17 protein-coding genes, 2 tRNA genes and 2 pseudogenes are annotated in these 20,604 nt (G+C 60.6%); 5 read left to right on the top strand and 16 right to left on the bottom strand.

What is annotated here, in order from left to right; genetic code table 11:
• Window positions 1-15: 15 nt before the first annotated feature.
• Window positions 16-978 (bottom strand): thiamine-phosphate kinase, encoded by a 963-nt coding sequence (locus F1563_RS00240; RefSeq protein WP_002526613.1) that lies wholly within the window; start codon window positions 976-978, stop codon window positions 16-18.
• A 48-nt stretch (window positions 979-1,026) separates the two neighbouring features.
• Between F1563_RS00240 and F1563_RS00235 the strand changes: the two genes are divergently transcribed.
• Window positions 1,027-1,482: a DUF3515 domain-containing protein gene (locus F1563_RS00235; RefSeq protein ID WP_172623539.1), complete on the top strand. Its 456-nt coding sequence runs from the start codon at window positions 1,027-1,029 to the stop codon at window positions 1,480-1,482.
• A 26-nt stretch (window positions 1,483-1,508) separates the two neighbouring features.
• Here the strand turns inward: F1563_RS00235 and F1563_RS00230 are convergent, their stop codons facing one another.
• The 4 genes and pseudogenes from F1563_RS00230 to leuC form a co-directional block, all read right to left on the bottom strand.
• On the bottom strand, window positions 1,509-2,606 hold the full coding sequence (locus tag F1563_RS00230) for a D-alanine--D-alanine ligase family protein (RefSeq protein ID WP_002526611.1): 1,098 nt from the start codon (window positions 2,604-2,606) through the stop codon (window positions 1,509-1,511).
• A gap of 48 nt (window positions 2,607-2,654) precedes the next feature.
• The gene (locus tag F1563_RS00225) at window positions 2,655-3,377 is read right to left on the bottom strand and encodes a lysophospholipid acyltransferase family protein (RefSeq protein ID WP_172623568.1); all 723 of its coding nucleotides are present in this window, start codon (window positions 3,375-3,377) and stop codon (window positions 2,655-2,657) included.
• A gap of 151 nt (window positions 3,378-3,528) precedes the next feature.
• A pseudogene (gene leuD / locus F1563_RS00220) lies at window positions 3,529-4,118 on the bottom strand (3-isopropylmalate dehydratase small subunit).
• A gap of 1 nt (window position 4,119) precedes the next feature.
• A pseudogene (leuC, locus tag F1563_RS00215) lies at window positions 4,120-5,539 on the bottom strand (3-isopropylmalate dehydratase large subunit).
• A gap of 94 nt (window positions 5,540-5,633) precedes the next feature.
• Between leuC and F1563_RS00210 the strand changes: the two are divergent.
• On the top strand, window positions 5,634-6,353 hold the full coding sequence (locus tag F1563_RS00210) for an IclR family transcriptional regulator (protein ID WP_002526607.1): 720 nt from the start codon (window positions 5,634-5,636) through the stop codon (window positions 6,351-6,353).
• Window positions 6,354-6,489: 136 nt separating this feature from the next.
• On the opposite strand, the gene F1563_RS00205 is transcribed toward F1563_RS00210, so the two are convergent.
• The 4 genes from F1563_RS00205 to F1563_RS00190 all read right to left on the bottom strand — a co-directional run bounded on the left by F1563_RS00205 (window position 6,490) and on the right by F1563_RS00190 (window position 8,608).
• A tRNA-Glu gene (locus F1563_RS00205) sits at window positions 6,490-6,565 on the bottom strand.
• Window positions 6,566-6,698: 133 nt separating this feature from the next.
• Window positions 6,699-6,770, bottom strand: a tRNA-Gln gene (locus F1563_RS00200).
• A 93-nt stretch (window positions 6,771-6,863) separates the two neighbouring features.
• Window positions 6,864-7,808, bottom strand: a complete 945-nt coding sequence (locus F1563_RS00195; RefSeq protein WP_002526605.1) for a CPBP family intramembrane glutamic endopeptidase — start codon at window positions 7,806-7,808, stop codon at window positions 6,864-6,866.
• Window positions 7,808-8,608 (bottom strand): fumarylacetoacetate hydrolase family protein, encoded by an 801-nt coding sequence (locus F1563_RS00190; RefSeq protein ID WP_002526604.1) that lies wholly within the window; start codon window positions 8,606-8,608, stop codon window positions 7,808-7,810. Before F1563_RS00190 ends, F1563_RS00195 begins: the two co-directional genes overlap by 1 nt.
• A gap of 79 nt (window positions 8,609-8,687) precedes the next feature.
• Between F1563_RS00190 and F1563_RS00185 the strand changes: the two genes are divergently transcribed.
• Window positions 8,688-9,977 carry a thymidine phosphorylase gene (locus tag F1563_RS00185; protein WP_002526603.1) on the top strand — a complete coding sequence of 430 codons (1,290 nt, stop codon included), beginning with the start codon at window positions 8,688-8,690 and terminating at the stop codon, window positions 9,975-9,977.
• A 58-nt stretch (window positions 9,978-10,035) separates the two neighbouring features.
• On the opposite strand, the gene F1563_RS00180 is transcribed toward F1563_RS00185, so the two are convergent.
• The gene (locus tag F1563_RS00180; RefSeq protein ID WP_002526602.1) at window positions 10,036-11,127 is read right to left on the bottom strand and encodes a branched-chain amino acid aminotransferase; all 1,092 of its coding nucleotides are present in this window, start codon (window positions 11,125-11,127) and stop codon (window positions 10,036-10,038) included.
• Window positions 11,128-11,215: 88 nt separating this feature from the next.
• Between F1563_RS00180 and F1563_RS00175 the strand changes: the two genes are divergently transcribed.
• Window positions 11,216-12,274, top strand: coding sequence for a 3-isopropylmalate dehydrogenase (locus F1563_RS00175; protein ID WP_172623538.1), 1,059 nt, complete (start codon window positions 11,216-11,218; stop codon window positions 12,272-12,274).
• A 61-nt stretch (window positions 12,275-12,335) separates the two neighbouring features.
• The gene (locus F1563_RS00170; RefSeq protein WP_002526600.1) at window positions 12,336-12,914 is read left to right on the top strand and encodes an O-methyltransferase; all 579 of its coding nucleotides are present in this window, start codon (window positions 12,336-12,338) and stop codon (window positions 12,912-12,914) included.
• A gap of 64 nt (window positions 12,915-12,978) precedes the next feature.
• Here the strand turns inward: F1563_RS00170 and ilvC are convergent, their stop codons facing one another.
• The 6 genes from ilvC to F1563_RS00140 all read right to left on the bottom strand — a co-directional run bounded on the left by ilvC (window position 12,979) and on the right by F1563_RS00140 (window position 20,593).
• The gene (gene ilvC, locus F1563_RS00165) at window positions 12,979-14,004 is read right to left on the bottom strand and encodes a ketol-acid reductoisomerase (protein WP_002526599.1); all 1,026 of its coding nucleotides are present in this window, start codon (window positions 14,002-14,004) and stop codon (window positions 12,979-12,981) included.
• Window positions 14,005-14,056: 52 nt separating this feature from the next.
• Window positions 14,057-14,563, bottom strand: a complete 507-nt coding sequence (ilvN, locus tag F1563_RS00160; protein WP_002526598.1) for an acetolactate synthase small subunit — start codon at window positions 14,561-14,563, stop codon at window positions 14,057-14,059.
• Window positions 14,560-16,377 (bottom strand): acetolactate synthase large subunit, encoded by a 1,818-nt coding sequence (locus tag F1563_RS00155; protein ID WP_002546924.1) that lies wholly within the window; start codon window positions 16,375-16,377, stop codon window positions 14,560-14,562. Before F1563_RS00155 ends, ilvN begins: the two co-directional genes overlap by 4 nt.
• 201 nt (window positions 16,378-16,578) lie before the next feature.
• The gene (locus tag F1563_RS00150; RefSeq protein WP_002526596.1) at window positions 16,579-16,989 is read right to left on the bottom strand and encodes an HIT family protein; all 411 of its coding nucleotides are present in this window, start codon (window positions 16,987-16,989) and stop codon (window positions 16,579-16,581) included.
• Between the two features lie 44 nt (window positions 16,990-17,033).
• On the bottom strand, window positions 17,034-17,795 hold the full coding sequence (gene hisF / locus F1563_RS00145) for an imidazole glycerol phosphate synthase subunit HisF (RefSeq protein WP_002526595.1): 762 nt from the start codon (window positions 17,793-17,795) through the stop codon (window positions 17,034-17,036).
• A gap of 47 nt (window positions 17,796-17,842) precedes the next feature.
• Complete coding sequence (locus F1563_RS00140) at window positions 17,843-20,593, bottom strand: DEAD/DEAH box helicase (protein WP_002526594.1); 2,751 nt, start codon at window positions 20,591-20,593, stop codon at window positions 17,843-17,845.
• Window positions 20,594-20,604: the final 11 nt, after the last annotated feature.

Below are 20,604 nucleotides of genomic sequence, written 5' to 3'. Positions count from 1 at the left end.
AGTGCCGCCGCCACCTCAGGAATGAAAGTGGGTCCAACCTCGTTCGTGTTCCCAGGCCCGGCCGTCGACGAGAACTGTGGGATCCGACACCTCGTCAGGAGGTAGTACCCGTCCGACGACGGTCCACCCATCAGGAACAGTGCCAGGAGTAAACGTCGCTGCTAAGGCATGGTCCTCCCCGCCAGCGAGCACCCAGGTGAGCGGATCCACACCCGTAGCCATGCCAACGGTACGAACTGACTCAGCGATCTCCAGCTTTGACGTGTCGATATCCATGGCGAATCCGGATGCCTCCGCGATATGACCCAGATCGGCCAGCAGGCCATCTGACACGTCGATCATGGCGTGTGCTCCAGCCTGGGCCGCCACTGGGCCTTGACCGTAGGGGACCTCGGGACAACGCTGGGCGGCCACAACGGCCCGCGGGGAGCGGAATCCGCGTCCCAGAAGCACCAGACCGGCAGCTGCCAAACCGAGTTGCCCGATGACCGCCACTTCGTCGCCCGGTATTGCGCCGTCACGACGTACGGGTGCCATGCCAGCGGTCTGCCCGATAACCGTCACAGCGATGCTGACGACCGGTCCTCCCGTAGTGTCTCCTCCAACGACGCTGACTCCTGCCTTCTGGGCCTCGGCGGCCATCCCGGCCATGAATTCCTGAGCCCAGGAGGCTGGAAGATCACCAGGAGCGGAAAACCCCACGACGAGGGCTACCGGGACGGCACCCATTGCTTCGATGTCGGAAACGTTGACGGCGACGGCCTTGCGGCCCACGTCGGTCGCCGTCGACCACCGACGCCGGAAGTGAACCTCTTCGACGAGGACGTCGGTCGAAACGACTGCTGAACCGTCTACCTGGAACACCGCGCCGTCGTCACCCGGGCCGAGAGCGACAGCCTGACCCATCGTTAGGTCACCGACCATCGAGGAGATGAGGGGGAACTCCCCTACCTGGGAAATGGTCGCCGTGGTGGCCATGGAATCTCCTTATCATTCGGTCCGCAGGAAGCACGCTAGCGTGAGTGCGTGCGCATCCATCATGCATCCCCGTTCGCAGTCGTGCTAGCGGTCTTCCTCTTGACCGCCGCCTGCTCAGGCCGGGAGGAGCCGATTGTCCATCCCTCTCCCACCGGGTCTGCTGTGGCGGGATGTCGAGCCGTCATGGCAGGTCTGCCGCAAACGGTTGCTAGGGCGAGGCTCAAGGACCACGACGCGACCGTGGCAACCTGGGGCGATCCGCGCATCGTGCTGCGCTGCGGGGTTAACAAGCCTGCTGGACTCCAACCGACGTCACGCTGTGACGTCATCAACGATGTCGGATGGTTCTCCGAGCAGATTGACAACGGTTGGCGATTCACCACGATTGGGAGAATGGGCAATGTCGAGGTGACGGTTCCTACCAGCTATGTCCCGCAGGCCGACGCCCTGGTCGATCTTTCGGCAGCCGTTAAGAAAATGCCCCAAGTGCGCTCGTGTCAGTGAGATAGCTTGTCAGGGGTACGTCCCGATCAGCGCAGGCCGAGGGGCCTTTCCAGAGCAAGTTCAATGAGTTCACTGACGATTTGGGCGTAGGTCATGCCGCTGGCTTGCCACATGAGTGGGAATCCCGAGCTGCGAGTGAATCCGGGCATGGTGTTGGGCTCATTGACGTAGACGGCACCGTCAGGGGTGACGAAAGTGTCGATCCGAGCAAGCCCTTCGCAGCCGAGCACTCGGAACGCTTTAGTCGCGACTTTTTGCACTCGGATGCGGGTCTCATCGTCTAGGTTTGCGCGAGCATGAACAGATGCTTTTTGCCCTCCGCTAAGGTACTTGGCTTCAAAGTCATAGAAACCGTCAGGATCGTGGAGGACAATCTCGCCCGGTGCGGAGGCCCGAGGGGCAGCACCATGACGGCCATCAAGGACAGAACACTCGATCTCACGGCCCTGAATCCCCTGCTCAATGAGGACTTTGCTGTCGTGCTCGCGAGCCGCCTCGATGGCCGCTTCCAGGCCATCGGGGTTTGTCACGCGGGAAATGCCGATCGAGGATCCGCCACGGGCCGGCTTCACGAATAGCGGGTATTCCAGATGAGCAGCAGCCTTAAGGATGGCATCTCTATCCTCGCGCCATTCATGGTCGCGCACGACGACGTAAGGCCCGACCAATACTCCAGCCTCTGCGAGGATCATCTTGGTGAGGTGCTTGTCCATGCAATTAGCGCTGGCTGCCACCCCGCAACCAACGTATCGCACCCCGGCCATCTCCAGCAGGCCCTGAATGGTGCCGTCTTCACCGAATGGTCCGTGCAATACCGGAAATACCACCTGGACTACATCGGCGTTGCCCTCGGTATCGACGATGCAGGTGCCTCCGGGCATCTGTTTGACCGACACCAGAGGATGATCTGACACTTCGACGGTAGGGAGCTGCCCAGTACTGGGAAGAGCGAAGATTTCGTCGACCTCATATCGTACCCAGACTCCCTCGGGGCTAATGCCGACACCGGAGACATCGAATCGTTCGGTGTCAATTGCAGCCACCACGTTCGCCGCCGAAAGGCAGGAGATCGAATGCTCTGAACTCATCCCGCCGAAGATGACGGCCACGTGGATGCGATTCATGTGAAGTCCTTTCCGTATGACGGCACTTCACCCTACCGAGCCAACACCTCAGTGAGAGTCTAGGACTGGCCACACAGGAGCAATAGACTTAGGAACGCGTGCCCCTTTGCGCATGTCGTAGCGATCTGGCGGTGGGAATTCTCCCCGAGCTCGAGCAACTTGGGCGTCAATGGCGTCCATGATCCGATTCGTGGCCTCCCTGACCGACGCGAGGTCGTGACGACCCTGCAGGTCTGACAGCTCGACGTCGGTGCCGCAGTACAATTTCATGGTCTTACGCGGCCACAGTCTCGGGAAAGTCATCTCCTTGTACCCCATGACTTCTTGGGGCCCCCATTGCCCCACTGGGATGACGGGTACGCCTGTCTCCAGCGCCAGACGCGCAGCCCCTGTGCGACCTGTCATTGGCCAGTGAAGGGGATCAGCGGTGATGGTGCCCTCGGGGTACATCACGACCGTCATGCCCTTGTCGAGGGCCGCCTTAGCGTCGTCAAGGACTTTGGCCGGGTTAGGGCCCTTCCGGTCTACTGGGATTTGTCCGCTAGCCGAGGCCACCCAGCCGACAACAGGCACTGAAAACAACTCTTTCTTTGCCAACCAGTGCGGCCACCGTCCGTTAGCGACGAGGAAAGATCCCAGCACGACTGGGTCGTAGTTGGAAATGTGGTTGCTCACAATGAGCGCTGGCCCGGGGCCAGGAAGGTTCTCGCCGCCGTGCTGATCAAACCGTGTCAGGGTGCGAGCCAGCGGGTACAGCGTCCCTACACCCATCCGGAAGATCAGTCCGGGAGTGTCGGCTGGGTTAGTCACGGCGGGCAAAACCACGATGTCCCTCCTGAGGGTCTGGATCACCCTACCCTATCGGCTCACCCATGCTGGCAGCGATGATCGTCCGGGTGGGCTGACTGATAGGTAGGCCAGGTCAGGAGGTCGTTGGCATGAAGGACGGCCGATGTGCCTCATACGCGGCGATATCGTCGGCGTGTTCGAGGGTCTCGCCGATGGCGTCAAGACCGGCGAGCAATCGCTGACGAGTAACGTCGTCGATGTGGAACGAATAGCCCGTGCCGCCAGGAAGGCTAATCGTCCGATGTTCGAGGGAGACGGTGATCCTCTCACCAGGATGTTGTTCGGCAAAGTCCCACAACGTCTCGACAATCTTGGGATCAACGTGAGCCAGTAACAAGCCGTTGTTGCCTGAGTTATTGCGGAAGATGTCGCCAAATCGGGAACCGATGACAACTTTGAACCCGTAACTCTGCAAGGCCCACACCGCGTGCTCACGCGAGGAACCGATCCCGAAGTCAGGACCGACGATGAGGATCGATCCCTTATTCCACGGTTCCTGGTTCAAAACGAAGTCGGGCTCGGTGCGCCAAGATGCGAACAACCCGTCTTCGAATCCGGTACGGGTAATCCGCTTAAGGTAGACCGCCGGGATGATCTGGTCGGTGTCGACGTTGGCACGTCGCAGGGGACGGGAACTCCGGTGTGGGTGATGAATGCGTCCATCTCAGCCCTCCTTGGGGGACAAGTCAGCGGGGCTAGATAGCTTTCCGGTAACTGCGGTTGCGGCGGCGACGGCCGGAGAGACGAGGTGGGTGCGCCCACCTCTACCCTGACGCCCCTCAAAGTTACGGTTCGAAGTCGATGCCGAGCGCTCGCCCGGGGCCAGCTGGTCAGGGTTCATGCCCAGGCACATCGAGCACCCGGCTCCACGCCATTGCGCACCGGCCTTGATGAAGATTTCGTCGAGTCCCTCCTCCATAGCCTGTAGGCGCACGCGAGCAGATCCGGGGACAACGAGCATCCGAGTGCCCGCTGCGATATGGCGTCCTTCGATAACGTCGGCAGCCAGACGTAGGTCCTCGATACGGCCATTCGTGCAGGATCCTAGAAATACGGTGTCAATGGCGATGTCGCGCATTTTGGTGCCTGGGGTCAAATCCATGTATTTCAGGGCTCGTGAGGCTGCGTTGCGAGCCACCTCATCCTCAAAGTCCTCGACGGCCGGCACCACCCCGCCTAGGGGGACTCCCTGGCCCGGGTTGGTGCCCCAGGTCACGAAGGGGGTGAGCTTTGATGCGTCCACATGGATCTCATCGTCGAAGGTGGCGTCGTCGTCAGTGCGCAGTGTGCGCCAATACGCAACAGCTTCATCCCATTGCTCGCCACGCGGGGCGCGTGGACGATCCTTGAGGTAGGCGAAGGTGGTCTCATCAGGAGCAACCATGCCGGCGCGAGCGCCCCACTCAATGGACATATTGCAGATCGTCATGCGACCCTCCATCGACATCTTCTCGATGGCCTCGCCGCGATACTCGACCATATGGCCTTGCCCCCCCCCCACCGGTTCCGGTCTTGGAAATGAGGGCCAGGATGAGGTCCTTGGGTGTAACGCCCTCGGGCAATTCTCCATCCACCGTGACTGCCATAGTTTTGGGGCGGGCTTGCGGCAGGGTTTGGGTGGCCAATACATGCTCGACCTCGCTGGTACCGATACCGAAAGCTAACGCTCCGAATGCGCCGTGCGTGGACGTGTGAGAATCACCGCAGACGACAGTCATACCCGGCTGGGTGAGGCCGAGTTGGGGTCCAATAATGTGCACGATCCCTTGATTGGCGTCCCCCAAAGGATGCAGCGGCACACCGAACTCGGGCGCGTTGGCTCGTAACGCTTCGACCTGAACGCGCGAGACCGGGTCAACAATCGGCTTAAGGATGTCGAGGGTGGGAATGTTGTGGTCCTCAGTAGCGATGGTCAGATCCGGGCGACGGACCTTGCGCCCCGCCAACCTGAGCCCTTCGAAAGCCTGCGGGCTTGTAACCTCGTGGACGAGGTGAAGGTCGATGTAGAGAAGATCGTGCTCCCCGTCGCGTTCGCGCCTGACAACGTGGGCGTCCCAGAGCTTCTCGCTCAACGTCCTCCCCATCGCACCTTCCCTTTCGTTGCCTGCAGTGTGGCCCACCGCTGGACGGCACTCATTCTGGCTCGACGGTCAAGATCCGGAACGCTAATATCGATATATGGACGAATCAAGTGGTGTTGGCGTGCTGGACAAGGCCGCCCTTGTGTTGGCGGCCCTTGAAACCGGTCCGGCCTCCTTGGCGGGACTGGTTCAAATGACTGGGCTGGCTCGCCCGACGGCTCATCGCTTGGCCCGCGCTCTGGAACACCACCGTTTCGTCGGACGCGATTTGCAGGGCCGTTTCATTCTTGGCCCCAGGTTGTCAGAACTTGCCGCAGCTGCCGGCGAGGATCGGCTTTTGGCGGCCTCTGGGCCGATCCTGGCCAGGCTACGTGACATCACGGGCGAATCCGCTCAGCTCTACCGACGTCAGGCTGGTAGCCGTGTCTGTGCCGCGACCGCTGAGCGTCCCACCGGTCTTCGTGACACCATTCCAGTCGGGTCGGTGTTGTCGATGGACGCCGGTTCAGCCGCTCAGATCCTGCTGGCATGGGAGGACACCGACAAGATCCGCCACGGGTTAAGCAACTCTGCGTTCTCTGAGGTCACCTTGGCAGCAGTGCGTAAGCGCGGTTGGGCTCAATCTGTCGGTGAGCGTGAGGCTGGCGTGGCATCTGTCTCGGCCCCCGTGCGCTCCCCCTCCGGAAAAGTCATTGCGGCGGTATCGGTGTCGGGACCGATTGAGCGTCTTACCCGTCAGCCGGGACGTATCCACGCTCCAGCCGTCGTTGCCGCTGGAGGCCGCTTGTCGGAGGTACTGCGTCGCTCCGCACAATGAAAACGACTGTCCTGTCCGACATTCTCAAGAGCGTGATGACCCCCTTTGGAACTCACGGTCCCTTGCCCTTGATAGAATGGCAACTCATGGAGGTACGACAGTGGCCCGGATCTTGCAAGATCCGGGCCACTGTCGTTGGTAGCCCCGAGCGGATTCGAACCGCCGTTTCAGCCTTGAGAGGGCCGCGTGCTAGGCCGCTGCACTACGGGGCCATGGGTGATCAATTACCGTCAAGTCAGTTCTTGAAAACCTTCTTCAATTGTCCCAATTCGTTTCCAAACCAGGCTGGGGAACCTTAGCAAGCCATCCGTTACCTGTGCAACTTCATGGATATGGTCTCCCACGCTGGGGTACCAGGACTCGAACCTGGACTAACTGAACCAGAATCAGCCGGGCTGCCAATTACCCCATACCCCAAGGTCGTTCCACCGTACTGAACCTCGGTGGCGCAACGTCGAGAAACTCTAATGGACCACCTGCCAACTTTGCAAATCATGGTGAAATGCCTTGTCATGCGGGTGTCCGTCGGGCCACTCTCATGAGATTTCCAATCCACCACCCAGCAAGAGCGATCGTCAAGAAACCACCAATGTCCCAAGCAGAGTCCATCCAGCTCATCGTCGTCATACCGCGAGCCTGAGACACCCCTCCCAAGAAGACTGCGTATCCAAATGCAAAAAGGTTATTGACAACATGGGCTGCCACGCCAGCCTCGATGCCGCCCGTAACGATAACGAGCCAACCGGCGAGCAGACCAAAGGCGAATCGATCCGTGAAAAGCCACGCGTTTTGCGTGCCATGCATGAGGGCAAAAATCAGTGCGGAGACGACTACCGACGTCCAGCGCCTGGCCTTTTCCGGCAAGTTCACAGACAGCCCAGAGATGACATTCATGAGGTAACCGCGGAAGAACATCTCCTCGGCGATAGCTTGGAACGGCGACGTTATGATGATCGCCAATAGCCACACCCACCAATGCTGGGGAACGGTGTAATGGGTATCGACCCCCCCTCGTACTAGCAGCTGCGTAAGGTTGAGCACCACGACAGCGACAAGTCCCACCAACAACCCGAATTTCCAGCGAATTCCTGGTTGTACCGATGCCACCCATCGCGGCGCACGATGGTTGACATAGCGCGCAAGGACAAGCACCACGATAAGAAGGCTGGCCAAAGCCAGATGCGTGGCTACCAGCCCCCCGACGGTGTGATACCTGGATGCTCGCGTGTAATAGGCACCGAACCCTTCCCCGTCGATACGCTCAAGGAGCCAACCCACGCCGAGGAAGGCGTACAACAGACCCGGCACGACGACGGCATACCCCAACAGCAATCCGATGAGCCCTAGCAACCCGGGAGTCAGGCCGGCGGTCGAGTCGACGAGGGCACGAGTGTAATCGACCCGTGGCTCGGGGTCGGTCACCGTCGCTTGACGGGACACGGCACGAGTCGCCATCAGACCTCCACGACGGTGTTGGTTAGCGTCCCGATCCCTTCAATTTCAACCTCGACGCGTTGCCCAGGCTCCATCGGCCCGACCCCAGCGGGGGTACCGGTGAGGATGACGTCGCCCGGCAACAAGGTCATGAACGAGGAGATATGTGAAATGAGCTTGGGGATGGTGTGGACCATCTGATCGGTGTTACCGTGCTGGACTTCCCTGCCGTCCAGTCGAGTCACGATCTGGCGGTGAGAGGCTTCCGCGATGGAGAAGTGGGTCACCATCCATGGCCCCAGTGGGCAGAAGGTGTCAGCCCCTTTAGCACGAATCCAGTGACCGTCAGAATTTTGCAGATCGCGGGCGGTGACGTCATTGGCAACGGTGAACCCAAAGATGACTTCTTGTGCCCTCTCCTCTGGCACCTCTTTACAGATCCGTCCGATGACCATAGCCAGCTCCCCCTCGTAGTGCAGGTTAGAGGAGGCAGCCGGTCGCACAATGGGCTCGTCTGGACCGATGACCGAGGTATTCGGCTTAACGAACAGAAACGGCTGACTAGGAACGTCGTTACCCAACTCGCTGGCGTGTTCGGCGTAGTTGCAAGCAATCCCGATGACCTTCGACCGCGGAATCACCGGGGAGAGCAGCCGTACGTCGGTGAGGTCGTGACGGGCACCGGTGTATTGAACAGGGGCCGCGACTGGGTCTCCAGTGATGACGGCAATAGTGTCGGGATGATCTCCGTGATCGGCAGCGAGCTCGACGATCCCGAAAGCAGGGTCGGAGCCAGCGGCGACAAACCGGGCAATACGCATGGATTAAGACTAACGGCGTGGCCCGACACAACCGGGGTATTTACGCACCGAGAAGGGCGCGCCCTGCCATACTTGCGCCATGACCAGCACCTACTCCGTCGTTGACCTCATCCGCGCCAAGCGCGACGGCCAGACTCTCGACCCCGACCAGATCACATGGCTTATCCGCGCTTACACCGATGGGATCGTCGCGGATGAGCAGATGTCTGCCATGGCGATGGCGGTGTACTTCCAGGGGCTTGATGACGTCGAGTTGTCCACCTGGACGACAACCATGATTGAGTCGGGCGAGCGGATGACCTTTGACGGTCTGTCCCGCCCGACCGTCGACAAGCACTCCACTGGTGGCGTCGGCGACAAAATCACCCTGCCGCTGGCTCCCTTGGTAGCCGCGTGCGGTGCTGCCGTCCCACAGCTGTCTGGCCGTGGCCTGGGTCACACCGGAGGTACCCTCGACAAGATGGAGGCCATTCCCGGTTGGCGGGCGGATCTCTCCCATGACGAGATGGTCGCCCAGCTCGAGAACGTCGGTGCCGTCATCTGCGCGGCAGGCCCGGGACTGGCTCCTGCTGACAAGAAGCTCTATGCTCTGCGCGACGTCACCGGAACCGTCGAGTCCATCCCGCTGATCGCCTCGTCCATCATGAGCAAGAAGATCGCCGAGGGCACCGACAGCCTCATCCTCGACGTCAAGACCGGCTCGGGAGCCTTCATGAAGACCGAGGAGGACGCCCGCGAACTCGCCCGTCGTCTCGTCGGACTAGGTGAGGCCGCTGGGGTACGCACTACCGCCCTACTGACCCACATGGACGTCCCTCTGGGTTACGCCTGCGGTAACGGCATCGAGGTCGCCGAATCCCTTGAAGTATTGGCTGGCGGGGGCCCTGCCGACGTCGTTGAACTCACCATCGCCTTAGCCCGACAGATGGTCAAGGCAGCAGGATTGGACGGCACCGATCCGGCTGACGTGCTAGCCCGTGGCCAAGCGATGGATGTCTGGCGCAATATGGTTCGTGCCCAGGGCGGTGATCCTGACGCTCCACTGCCGGTGGCTCACCACTCCCAGGACCTTGTCGCCACCGAGGCTGGCGTCATCACCGGAATTGATGCCATGTCCGTTGGCCTGGCCGCCTGGCGATTGGGCGCCGGACGCGCCCGCAAGGAAGATCCGGTGCAAGCTGCGGCCGGCGTCATGTTGCGGGTTCGCCCGGGAGACCGCGTTGTCGCAGGCCAACCCTTAGCCACCCTCCTCACCGATATGCCTGACTCCATTGCACGAGCTGAGGAAGCCATGACCGACACCTTCACCGTCGGCCAATCCTTCCAGCCTCGAGATGTCGTCGTCGACACCATCATGGCCAGATCGTGAATCACATATCGGGGCCGGTTCACATCGAGTGGACCAGCCCCGACTGTCGTAGAAATCATCAGTGGACTCGCTTCAACCAGCCACGGTTGTCCTCAGCGCGTCCAAACTGGATATCAAGCAGACGGCGACGAATCTCCATCGTAGTCTTTCCGGTAGGCTCAGTGACCTGAACCTCGGTATCGCCGTCCAGGAAAGAACCAATAGGTGTGACGACCGCGGCAGTACCGCAGGCGAAGACTTCCGGGAACTCGCCGGAACGCACACCGTCAAGGAGCTCGTCAATATCGATCTTGCGCTCCACTGGCTCAAGACCGAGGTCGGGGGCAACCTCCAAAATGGACTTGCGGGTAATGCCACGCAGGATGGTGCCAGCGAGTTCAGGAGTGACGAGCTGACCATCCTTGCTGATGGCCATGAAGTTCATGCCGCCCAGTTCCTCGATCCAACGATGCTCAACAGCATCAACGAAGAGCACCTCGTTACAGCCGCGTGTCTTAGCCTCAATCTGGGAGCGCAGGGAAGCTGCGTAGTTGCCTCCGCATTTCGCCTCGCCGGTGCCGCCGCGGGCCGTCCGGGCCTGCTCACGCTCAACGTGGAGTCGCAGCGGCTTCACGCCACTGGCGAAGTAAGCGCCTACGGGAGAACCGATGACAGAAAACAGCACGGTACTTGCCGAGCCAAGACCAAGGAAGTCCTGGTAGGCAATCATGAACGGCCTCAGGTAGAGGGACTTCTCACCACTCTCACCGGGTTCAGGAACCCAACGCGAATCGATATCGGCCAGGCGTACGCAAGCATTCACGAAATCTCCGACTGGCAGCGTGGGCAAGGCGAGACGCTCAGCCGAATGGACGAAGCGCTCACCGTTCTGATCGGGACGGAAAAGCCAAATGGATCCGTCAGCATGTCGGTAAGCCTTCAGGCCCTCGAAAATTTCCTGGGCATAGTGCAGCACGGCGCTGGCGGGGTTGATATCGAGGCCGTGGTAGTTGACGACGGCATCGTCTCCCCAGCCCTCGCCGGCTCGCCAGGTAGCAACGGCCATATGGTCGGCAAAGACCGCACCGAATCGTGGATTGGCATGTTCCAGAGCGATCCGCTCGTTGGAGGACCACGTCAGATCGTCAGCAGAAGCAAAGCGCAAACTCATGACCACACATTACACCCAAGCTGAGCCGGCTATTCCATTTCGTGAATCTATGGATCATATTGTGGACAGGCCGGGTATGGTTCTGCGCATGACCAACGACGTGACGCGACTCGCCGTCATCGGCGGCGACGGAATCGGCCCCGAAGTCACTGAGCAGGCGCTTCAGGTGTTGGAGCAGGCCGTCGGATCTGATGCTTTTACCACCCATGAGTACCGCCTTGGCGCCGCGCATTGGAAGGCCACGGGGGAAATTCTTGACGACTCCACCCTGGCCGAAATTGCTCAGGAAGACGCCATCGTCCTCGGCGCCGTCGGCGCTGCCCCTGGCTCGACGGAGGTGCCGTCAGGTTTATTGGAACGCGGCCTGCTGCTCAAACTTCGTTTCGCCCTTGATCACGGGGTCAACCTGCGTCCCTCTACATGGTATCCGGGCACACCGACGCCGTTGTCGTCGGACATTACCAATGCTGGGCCAATTGACTTCGTGGTATGCCGGGAGGGCACCGAAGGCCTCTACTGTGGCAATGGCGGGTCAGTGCGCACCGGAACTCCTCATGAGATCGCCACCGAAGTCAGCGTCAATACCGCCTTTGGAGTGGAGAGGGTCGTCCGTGACGCGTTCGCCCGTGCGGCTGCTCGACGCGGCCATCTCACCTTAGTTCATAAGCACAACGTACTCGTCAACGCCGGATCCTTGTGGCGTCGCATCGTCAACGAGGTTGCCCAAGAGTTCCCGAATGTCACCGCTGACTACCTGCACGTCGACGCTGTCACGATCGCTCTAATACGAGACCCGCAGCGATTTGACGTCATCGTCACCGACAACCTTTTTGGTGACATCATCACCGACCTTGCCGCAGCGGTGACCGGAGGTATCGGGTTGGCCCCTAGCGCCAACATCAATACCTCCGGCGAATTCCCGTCGATGTTTGAGCCGGTACACGGCTCGGCACCTGACATTGCGGGCACCGGCAGGGCCGACCCGACGGCGGCAATCTTGTCGATAGCGTTGCTGTTAGATCACCTGGGCCGCCCTGAGGATGCAACACGCGTCCGCGAGGCTGTCTTAGCGGACATTGCTGCTCGAGCTTCCGGTCCCGCGCGAACCACCAGCGAAATCGGACGAGACATTGCCCAGCGCATCTGATCCCGCCGACAGTTGACCGCCTTCATATAGTGTTGGGGGCACTACCTGGCAGAATGGCTTCGTGTTACCCATTCCCGAGATACCCGAACCGGTGACGAAAGCTCTCCACAACGCATTGGAGATGGGCTATTTCACCACCACCCGCAATGAGACCGGACGGTTCATGGCCACCCTGGCGGCCGGGGTACATGGCGCTATTGGGGAGTGCGAGACGGGGTCGGGGGCGGGAGCTGCGTGGCTACGACTGGGGGCACGGAAACGCACAAAAGTTGTCAGTTACGAACCAGATCCCACCATCTGTGCCCGAGCTCGCGAGGTCTTAGCCGACCTCGACATCGAGATCATTGAAGGCACCTGGGATGACCTGCTCGACTATGGCCCTTTTGGCTTGCTCTCGGTGCCGATCCGGGTAGCGCGAGTGCGCGACGTTGACGAGATTCTTAAGGCGGTCTCGGTTGGAGGTCTCGTCGTCATTGACGATATGCCCCCCAGCCACGGTTTCCCTCCCCGCGACATCAACGGCACCGTCGATACCACTAGGCTGGCCTGGCTGACCCATCCGAAAGTGCATGCCACCGAGATTCAGCTCGCCTCCGACATGGCGGCGATCGTTGCCTGTCGACTATCCCCCCGAGGCTGACGAGAGAGACACCGAATGGATGGCCCGTGAACATTCACGGGCCATCCATGTCAGGTCAGCAAGCCTAGCGAGCTGCGCTGCCCTCGGTGTAGTCCTCATCGGTAGCTGCCAGCCAGGAATACATCTTGCGCAGCTCCTTGCCAGTGGCTTCGATCGGGTGTTTTGCCTCATCCTCACGAAGTTTCTTGAACTCCGGAGCACCGGCATCTTGATCGGCGATGAAACGCTTGGCGAAGGCGCCGGATTGGATGTCGTCCAGGACAGCCTTCATGTTCTTTTTGACGTGGTCGTCGATCACGCGCGGGCCCGACACGTAGTCGCCGTACTCGGCGGTATCGGAGATAGACCAACGCTGCTTGGAGATGCCGCCCTCGATGATGAGGTCAACGATCATCTTCATCTCGTGACAAACCTCGAAGTACGCCACCTCGGGCTGGTAGCCCGCGTTGGTGAGTGTTTCGAAGCCGGTCTGGATAAGGTGCGACAGACCGCCACACAGAACGGCCTGCTCGCCGAAGAGGTCGGTCTCGGTCTCCTCGCGGAAGCTGGTCTCGATGCCGCCGGCACGAAGACCGCCCAGGGCTTTGGCATAGGACTTGGTAAGGTCCCAGGCTCTGCCAGAGGCATCCTGCTCGACGCACACCAGCACCGGCACGCCTCGGCCGTCGGTGTACTCACGGCGCACGATGTGACCGGGGCCCTTCGGGGCGACCATACAGACGTCGACGCCCTTGGGAGCCCTGATGTAGCCAAAGTGGACGTTGAAGCCGTGGGCGAAGAAGATGGCGTCGCCGTCCTGGAGGTGCGGGGCGATCTGCTCAGCGTAGAGCTGACGCTGGTTTTGGTCGGGGGCGAGCACCATAATCAGATCGGCCTCCTCACAGGCGTCGTCGATGGACAGGACTCGCAGGCCCTGGGCCTCAGCCTTGGCGATCGACGAGGAGCCCTCGCGCAGACCGACCCGCACGTCGACGCCGGAGTCGCGTAGGTTGAGAGCGTGGGCATGGCCCTGGGAGCCGTAGCCGATGACGGCTACCTGACGGTTTTGGATGATAGACAGGTTAGCGTCGTCGTCGTAGATCTTTGCCATAGCGTATTTTTCTCCTTGTTGGTGTCTGGGTTGTCTTGGGGTCTAGGCGATATCACCCGGAGCGTTTCGCCCCGAGGGCAGCAGCACCGCGGTTGAGGGCCACCTGTCCGGATTGAACAAGTTCAATAATTCCGAAGGGTTCGAGCATCTGCAGTAACGCATCCAGCTTTTCACGTCCCCCGGTAGCTTCGATCGTCAGCGACTCCAGTGAGACGTCGACGGCCTTAGCCCGGAATAGCGCAACGGTGTCGATGATCTTTGAACGGTTTTCAACGTCGGATCGCACCTTCACGAGGACGAGCTCACGGGTGACCGCGCTCGGCTCCAGCTCGACGATTTTGTGAACCTCGATGAGTTTGTTGAGCTGTTTGACAATTTGCTCAAGAGCCTGGGCGGAGACGACGTTCACCCCGATCGTCATCCGGGATTCGCTGGGGTCATCGGTTGGCGATACGGTCAAGGACTCGATGTTGTAACCGCGGCGGGCGAACAGTCCCGACACCCGGGTCAGCACACCTGGACGGTTCGTCACCAACACCGACAATACGTGTCTGGTCATCTCGTCTCCTCGGTCTCGTCGTCGCTGTTGTCCTCGTCGACCGGAGCAACGTCGTCTCCGTCATCGCTCCAGTCCGGAGCCATATCCCGGGCGATCTTGATCTCGTCATTGCTGGCGCCGGAGGCCACCATCGGCCACACCATGGCGTCGGTGTGAACGACGAATTCCACCACGACCGGACGGTCATTGATCTCGTTGGCGGCCGTGATCGCCTCGTCGACCTTGCCCGGATCCGTGACCCGAAAAGCGGCGCAGCCCATGGCCTCAGCAAGTTTGACGAAGTCTGGTAGGCGATCAGAGTGCAAGTCCGTGTGAGAGAACCGGGATTCGAAGAAGAGGATCTGCCACTGGCGCACCATGCCGAGCACGTTGTTGTTGATGATGGCGATCTTGACTGGAGCGCCATTGAGGGCTGCAGTGACGAGTTCCTGGTTGGTCATTTGGAAGCAGCCGTCGCCGTCGATACCCCAAACGGTTGATTCTGGACGACCAATCTTGGCGCCCAAGGCTGCGGGAATGCAGTAGCCCATCGTTCCGGCACCACCAGACGTCAGCCAGGAGCGGGGCTTGTCGTGTGGCAGGAAATGGGAGGCCCACATCTGGTGCTGCCCCACGCCTGTGACGAACACGGTGTCCTTGGGTGCTAAAGCACCGATGCGCTGAATGACCTGCTGCGGGGAGATCTCTGGCTCGGGCGCCTCTTCCCATGAAGGTGCGTAGGTCTGTTGCATCCGCTGTAGCTGACGCACCCAGGCAGAGATATCAGGAAGGTCCTTGCCCTCTAAAGAGTCAGCCAGCTGCGTCAAAGTTAGCCTGGCATCGCCGACGATCGGGACTTCGGCATGGCGGTTCTTACCGATCTCAGCCGGATCAATGTCTGCGTGGATGACCTTGGCACCCGGGGCGAAGGTGTCGAGGCGTCCGGTCACGCGGTCGTCAAACCGGGTGCCTACGGCGATGAGCAAGTCGGCCCGCTGTAGGGCTCCGACGGCGGCAACAGCGCCGTGCATGCCCGGCATCCCCAGAGCGAGCGGATGGGTGGCCGGGAAGACGTCTCGGGCCATCAGAGTTGTCGCGACAGGAATACCCGTGAGATCGACCAATCTAGCCAGCTCGGCGGCAGCCTCCGCCTTAGCCACGCCACCACCAACATACAACACCGGACGATGAGCAGCCCGGATGAGATCTGAGGCCTCCTTAATCTGCCTGCTGTGGGGACGCGTCGTCGGTTTGTAGCCCGGCAGATCATGCTGTTTGGGCCACTTAAATGGCACGACGGCAGTTTGGGCGTCCTTGGTGATATCGATGAGGACCGGCCCGGGGCGGCCGGTAGAGGCAATATGAAAGGCCTCCGACATTGCCAACGGGATGTCCTCTGCGCGGGTGACGAGGAAGTTGTGTTTGGTGATTGGCATGGTGATGCCGCGGATATCGGCTTCCTGGAAGCCATCGGTCCCGATGAGGCTGGTGCCGACCTGCCCAGTGATGGCCACCACCGGCACCGAGTCTAGGTAGGCGTCAGAGAGCGGGGTGACAAGGTTGGTGGCCCCTGGGCCAGACGTCGCCATGCACACTCCGACTTTTCCGGTCGCAACGGCATAACCTTCTGCGGCGTGACCGGCTCCCTGCTCATGGCGCACCAGGATGTGGCGCACTTTCGCGGAATCCATGAGCGGGTCGTAGGTCGGCATGATGGCACCACCCGGAAGTCCGAAAACAACTTCGACACCGAGTTTCTCGAGGCTCTCAATGATGATCTGCGCGCCAATCATCATTCGTTGATGCCGGGATTTCTCCGCCATGTCGTCCTCCATCCGTGGTCGTGGAACGGTCATTAGTGCCTTCAAGCTCCAAACACGAAAAAACCCTCGTTGCCCGGTGGCATACGAGGGAGCGTCCTGTTCGAGAGGATCAGGACGCTAGCCAATAACAAGAAGCTGGCCGTTCATGGTACGAATCCTCGTGCATGAACGGCCAGACGTCAACGATTTCGGACAAAAGTCTCATATTGTGGTCTACTTGCGATTTGATTCCCCAGTCACCATCGCCGCAACCTCCTCAAGAGGACGACGGGGCATGGCCGACCGAATAGCGTTGATGCCTGGCTCTCGGTCGTAGCGGGGAATGACGTGAATGTGCAAGTGATGGACGCTCTGGCCGGCAGACTCCCCAGCGTTGGAGATGATATTGACCCCAGAGGCCCCTAGAGAGTCCACGAAGCGACGGGCCACCTTGGTAACCATCGGGCTGATACGCCCTAACTCGCCGTCATCGTCGAGAACGCTCGTGACGTGCTTACGCGAGATGACGAGGGTGTGACCATCCTGGAAAGGCTCGATGTCGAGGAATGCGACCGAGGCGTCGTCTGAGTCAATGATCGTCGCTGGGATGTCCCTCGCGGCTATTGAGCAAAAAAGGCAATCCATAAGGTATGACTACCACACTGGCTGGTCTCGCAGTAGGTGTTCGCTCAACGGACCACAACGTTGGCATCGCGTAGGCCGTTCTTGACCTGTGCGATCGTTAGGGTGCGATAGTGAAACACTGATGCGGCGAGTACGGCGTCGGCTCCAGCGCGTACTGCCTCGACGAAGTCGGAGACTTTTCCAGCTCCACCTGAGGCGATGAGGGGGACGTCGACGGCCGCTCTCACTGCCTCGATCATCTCAATATCGAAGCCGTCCGTTGTGCCATCGGCGTCCATCGAGTTGAGCAGAATCTCACCTGCCCCCCGCTCGACGGCTTCGCGGGCCCACTCGACGGCATCCAATCTTGCCGAACGGCTGCCACCATGGGTTGTCACCCCAAAGCCAGATGGCTGATCTGGCTCGCGACGAGCATCGACTGACAACACGATGACCTGATTGCCAAATCGGTCGGCGACTTCGTCGATCATCTCGGGGTAAGTAATCGCTCCGGTGTTGACACTGACTTTGTCAGCTCCCGACCTCAGCAAGACATCGACGTCGTCGACCCCGCGAACCCCGCCACCAACTGTGAGAGGCACGAAAACCGTCTCAGCGCACCGTGTCACCATCTCGCGAGTGGTGGCGCGCCCGTCTGCTGATGCGGAAATGTCAAGGAAAGTCACCTCGTCAGCACCGAGCTGTCCGTACTGCGAGGCTAGCTCCACGGGATCACCGGCATCGCGCAGCCCAACGAAGTTGACCCCCTTAACGACTCGTCCATCCTTAACGTCCAGACACGGGATGACACGTACAGCCACAGCCATGACCTCAGGTTACCGGACCGCATATTCCCGTTCAGTGGGCGAACGGGTCAGTCCTCCCGGTCCATGGTGACGACCCCACGCTGCATGGCTCCCACCACTTGACGACACGTGTGGGCCAAGTCTTCCCCCACCCCGGCATGGGCGATCTGCCCGGCCAGGTCGCACACCTGGCGCACCTGGCGTACAAAGTCACCAGCGCTCATGTCGTCAAGTACGATCTCTAGACCAGCGCCGGCAGCCCAGGCATAGCTGGTCTCGGCAAAACCAATGTCGAGGTCTCGGGGACGTTCAATGCGGTGATCACGCTCAAGCAAACCAATTTCGGCTCGCACCGCACGCAGCTGGGACTGCGCCGCTTCACTCTTTCGATCGGGCATGCGGTGAAGATGGCCCCGGTCCCCCGGCCGCGACTCATGAACGATAGTCGACAACACCGCTGCCAATTGCGGGAAGTCCAAACCGTCAAAGACTCCTCGCCGAATTGCCTCAGCCGTGACCAAGTCGAGTTCGGAGTAAATGCCCGAGAGCATTCGCCCAGCATCGGTGACGGTCTGCCCACCCTCCCCGAGGTATCCCAAGGCCTCCATTACCAGCACAATTCGCTCAAACTGGGTGGCAATCGAGGTCGATTTGGCGCGTGCCTTCGCTAATTCCCTCTCGCTGCGACGGCTAAGCCTCATGGCGTGTTCAGCGAAACGCGCATGGGACTCGCGATCGGGGCAGGAATGGCAGGGATGAGCCTTCATCTGGGAGCGCAGTTTGTCGATCTTGTCGGCGAGCTCAGCATCCATCTCAACGCGACGTGGCTGCGCCACGGGCTCCCCCAGCCCGTCAAGCACCCGATCGAAGGCCTTGCCGAGGCAGCGGCGATCGGCCTGGTTTCCGGGGTGAAAGTGACGTGGAACTTTCACGCCTGCTACTCGCGTGACGGGGGCGTCGATGTCGTGATGACCCAGCCGAATCACCGCCCGATCCGGCGTCATGACAAGGGGCCTGGGACGCTGGCCCCTTTTGCCGTGAGTGCCAGGGTCGACGACAACGACCCACCCAGCGTGAGGCCCAGACGGCACTGCGATGATGTCACCAGGGTCAAGTCGCGACAGCGAATCGGCGACCTGGCTAGGGCGTTCACCTTTGCGCAGTCTCGCCTGCTCGTGCTCCAGCTCCCTGATATTTTCCCGCAGCCGTGCGTATTCGGTGAAGTCCCCTTTCCCACAGTGGGCCGCTCTGAGGTAGGCGTCGATCTCGGCTTGGGTCTGTCGGTTACGAACCGTTGAGCCTCCTAACCTGCGATCGATCTGAAACTGCGCGAAAGAATGCTCCAGCAGATCACGGGCTTTGTCCCGCCCCATCGATCCAACGAGGTTGACGGCCATGTTGTATGTCGGCACGAAGGCGGAATTGAGCGGGTAGGTACGACGTGACGCCAGTCCTGCCACCGCTCGCGGATCCATACCCGGCTGCCAGCAGACGACGGCGTGCCCCTGGGTGTCGATGCCACGACGTCCAGCACGCCCGGTGAGCTGGGTGTATTCCCCGGGGGTGATGTCAGCATGGGTCTGGCCGTTGTATTTGACAAGCTTCTCCAGCACGACGGTACGAGCTGGCATATTGATGCCCAGAGCGAGGGTCTCGGTGGCGACAACGACTTTGAGTAGTCCCGCCACAAACCCCTCCTCGACGATCGCCTTAATCACCGGAAGCAGACCGGCATGATGAGCAGCAATGCCACGTTCGAAAGCTGCGACGAAATGGGTCCAACCGACCGCGCGGCGTTCCTCGTCGGTTAGCCCTTCGCCATGGAGTTGCGCGATGCGACGCAAGTGGCGGGCCTCCTGCTGACTCGTGAGCACCAGGTCGGTGTTCAGCAATTGGTTAACAGCGGCGTCACACCCGCTCCGCGAAAAAACGAAGATGATGGCCGGCAAGAGGTTGGCCTTGTGGAGGGAGCGCACTACTTGGATGCGGCTCGGCTGGTTGCGGGGGCCACGAGGTCGAGCGGTACGCCCCCGACGCGTTGCCGATGCCCCGCCGAATTGACCAGTTCCATAGGACACATTGCGTTTCCCCTTGCCAGACCTTCCTCGGGGACGACGGGAGTCGTCACGCTGGAATCGGGCCTCCTCCTTGGCGATCGAGACTAGTTCGGGGTTAACTTCAGTAGGACGGTGCGGGTCGAAGAGGCCGTGGAGATGCCGAGCCACCGCCACGTGCTGGGTGAGGGGTACTGGGCGACGCTCAGATACGACGACCCTGACATCGCCACGAACCTCGTCAAGCCATTCTCCAAATTCTTCGGCGTTGGAGACGGTTGCCGAAAGCCCGACGATTTTGACGTGCGGATCGAGGCCAAGGATGACCTCTTCCCACACCGGGCCACGAAATCGGTCGGCGAGGTAGTGCACCTCGTCGAGCACCACCCATCCCAGGGTGTCGAGGGTGTGGGAATTGCGGTAAATCATATTGCGCAACACCTCAGTCGTCATGACGACGACCGGTGCCTCGGAGTTAATGGTGACGTCACCGGTAAGCAGGCCTACGCGGTCTTCACCGTGTCGGGCGACCAGGTCATGGAACTTTTGGTTGGACAGCGCCTTAATGGGTGTGGTGTAAAAGCACTTCAGCCCCGAGGCCAGAGCCAAATCGGTGGCGTACTCCCCCACCACCGTCTTGCCAGCACCAGTAGGAGCGGCTACTAGGATACCCGCACCGTCGTCGAGATCTTGACAGGCCTTCACCTGGTAGTCGTCAGGGTCAAAGGACAGCCCGGCGATGAACCGGTCGAGAGTCTCGCTCATATCTTCAATCT

The sequence above is a fragment of the Cutibacterium modestum genome, from assembly GCF_008326345.1.
GTDB lineage: Bacteria > Actinomycetota > Actinomycetes > Propionibacteriales > Propionibacteriaceae > Cutibacterium > Cutibacterium modestum.
The sequence above is the reverse complement of the archived record's forward strand: the minus strand, read 5'-3'. Positions and strand labels throughout refer to the sequence as shown.

Coding starts and splice junctions, on each gene's coding strand:
- F1563_RS00240 (WP_002526613.1), bottom strand. CDS start 978: ATGGCCACCACGGCGACCATTTCCCAGGTAGGGGAGTTCCCCCTCATC.
- F1563_RS00230 (WP_002526611.1), bottom strand. CDS start 2,606: ATGAATCGCATCCACGTGGCCGTCATCTTCGGCGGGATGAGTTCAGAG.
- F1563_RS00225 (WP_172623568.1), bottom strand. CDS start 3,377: ATGGGTGTAGGGACGCTGTACCCGCTGGCTCGCACCCTGACACGGTTT.
- F1563_RS00210 (WP_002526607.1), top strand. CDS start 5,634: ATGGACGAATCAAGTGGTGTTGGCGTGCTGGACAAGGCCGCCCTTGTG.
- F1563_RS00195 (WP_002526605.1), bottom strand. CDS start 7,808: ATGGCGACTCGTGCCGTGTCCCGTCAAGCGACGGTGACCGACCCCGAG.
- F1563_RS00190 (WP_002526604.1), bottom strand. CDS start 8,608: ATGCGTATTGCCCGGTTTGTCGCCGCTGGCTCCGACCCTGCTTTCGGG.
- F1563_RS00185 (WP_002526603.1), top strand. CDS start 8,688: ATGACCAGCACCTACTCCGTCGTTGACCTCATCCGCGCCAAGCGCGAC.
- F1563_RS00180 (WP_002526602.1), bottom strand. CDS start 11,127: ATGAGTTTGCGCTTTGCTTCTGCTGACGATCTGACGTGGTCCTCCAAC.
- F1563_RS00175 (WP_172623538.1), top strand. CDS start 11,216: ATGACCAACGACGTGACGCGACTCGCCGTCATCGGCGGCGACGGAATC.
- ilvC (WP_002526599.1), bottom strand. CDS start 14,004: ATGGCAAAGATCTACGACGACGACGCTAACCTGTCTATCATCCAAAAC.
- ilvN (WP_002526598.1), bottom strand. CDS start 14,563: ATGACCAGACACGTATTGTCGGTGTTGGTGACGAACCGTCCAGGTGTG.
- F1563_RS00155 (WP_002546924.1), bottom strand. CDS start 16,377: ATGGAGGACGACATGGCGGAGAAATCCCGGCATCAACGAATGATGATT.
- F1563_RS00150 (WP_002526596.1), bottom strand. CDS start 16,989: ATGGATTGCCTTTTTTGCTCAATAGCCGCGAGGGACATCCCAGCGACG.
- hisF (WP_002526595.1), bottom strand. CDS start 17,795: ATGGCTGTGGCTGTACGTGTCATCCCGTGTCTGGACGTTAAGGATGGA.
- F1563_RS00140 (WP_002526594.1), bottom strand. CDS start 20,593: ATGAGCGAGACTCTCGACCGGTTCATCGCCGGGCTGTCCTTTGACCCT.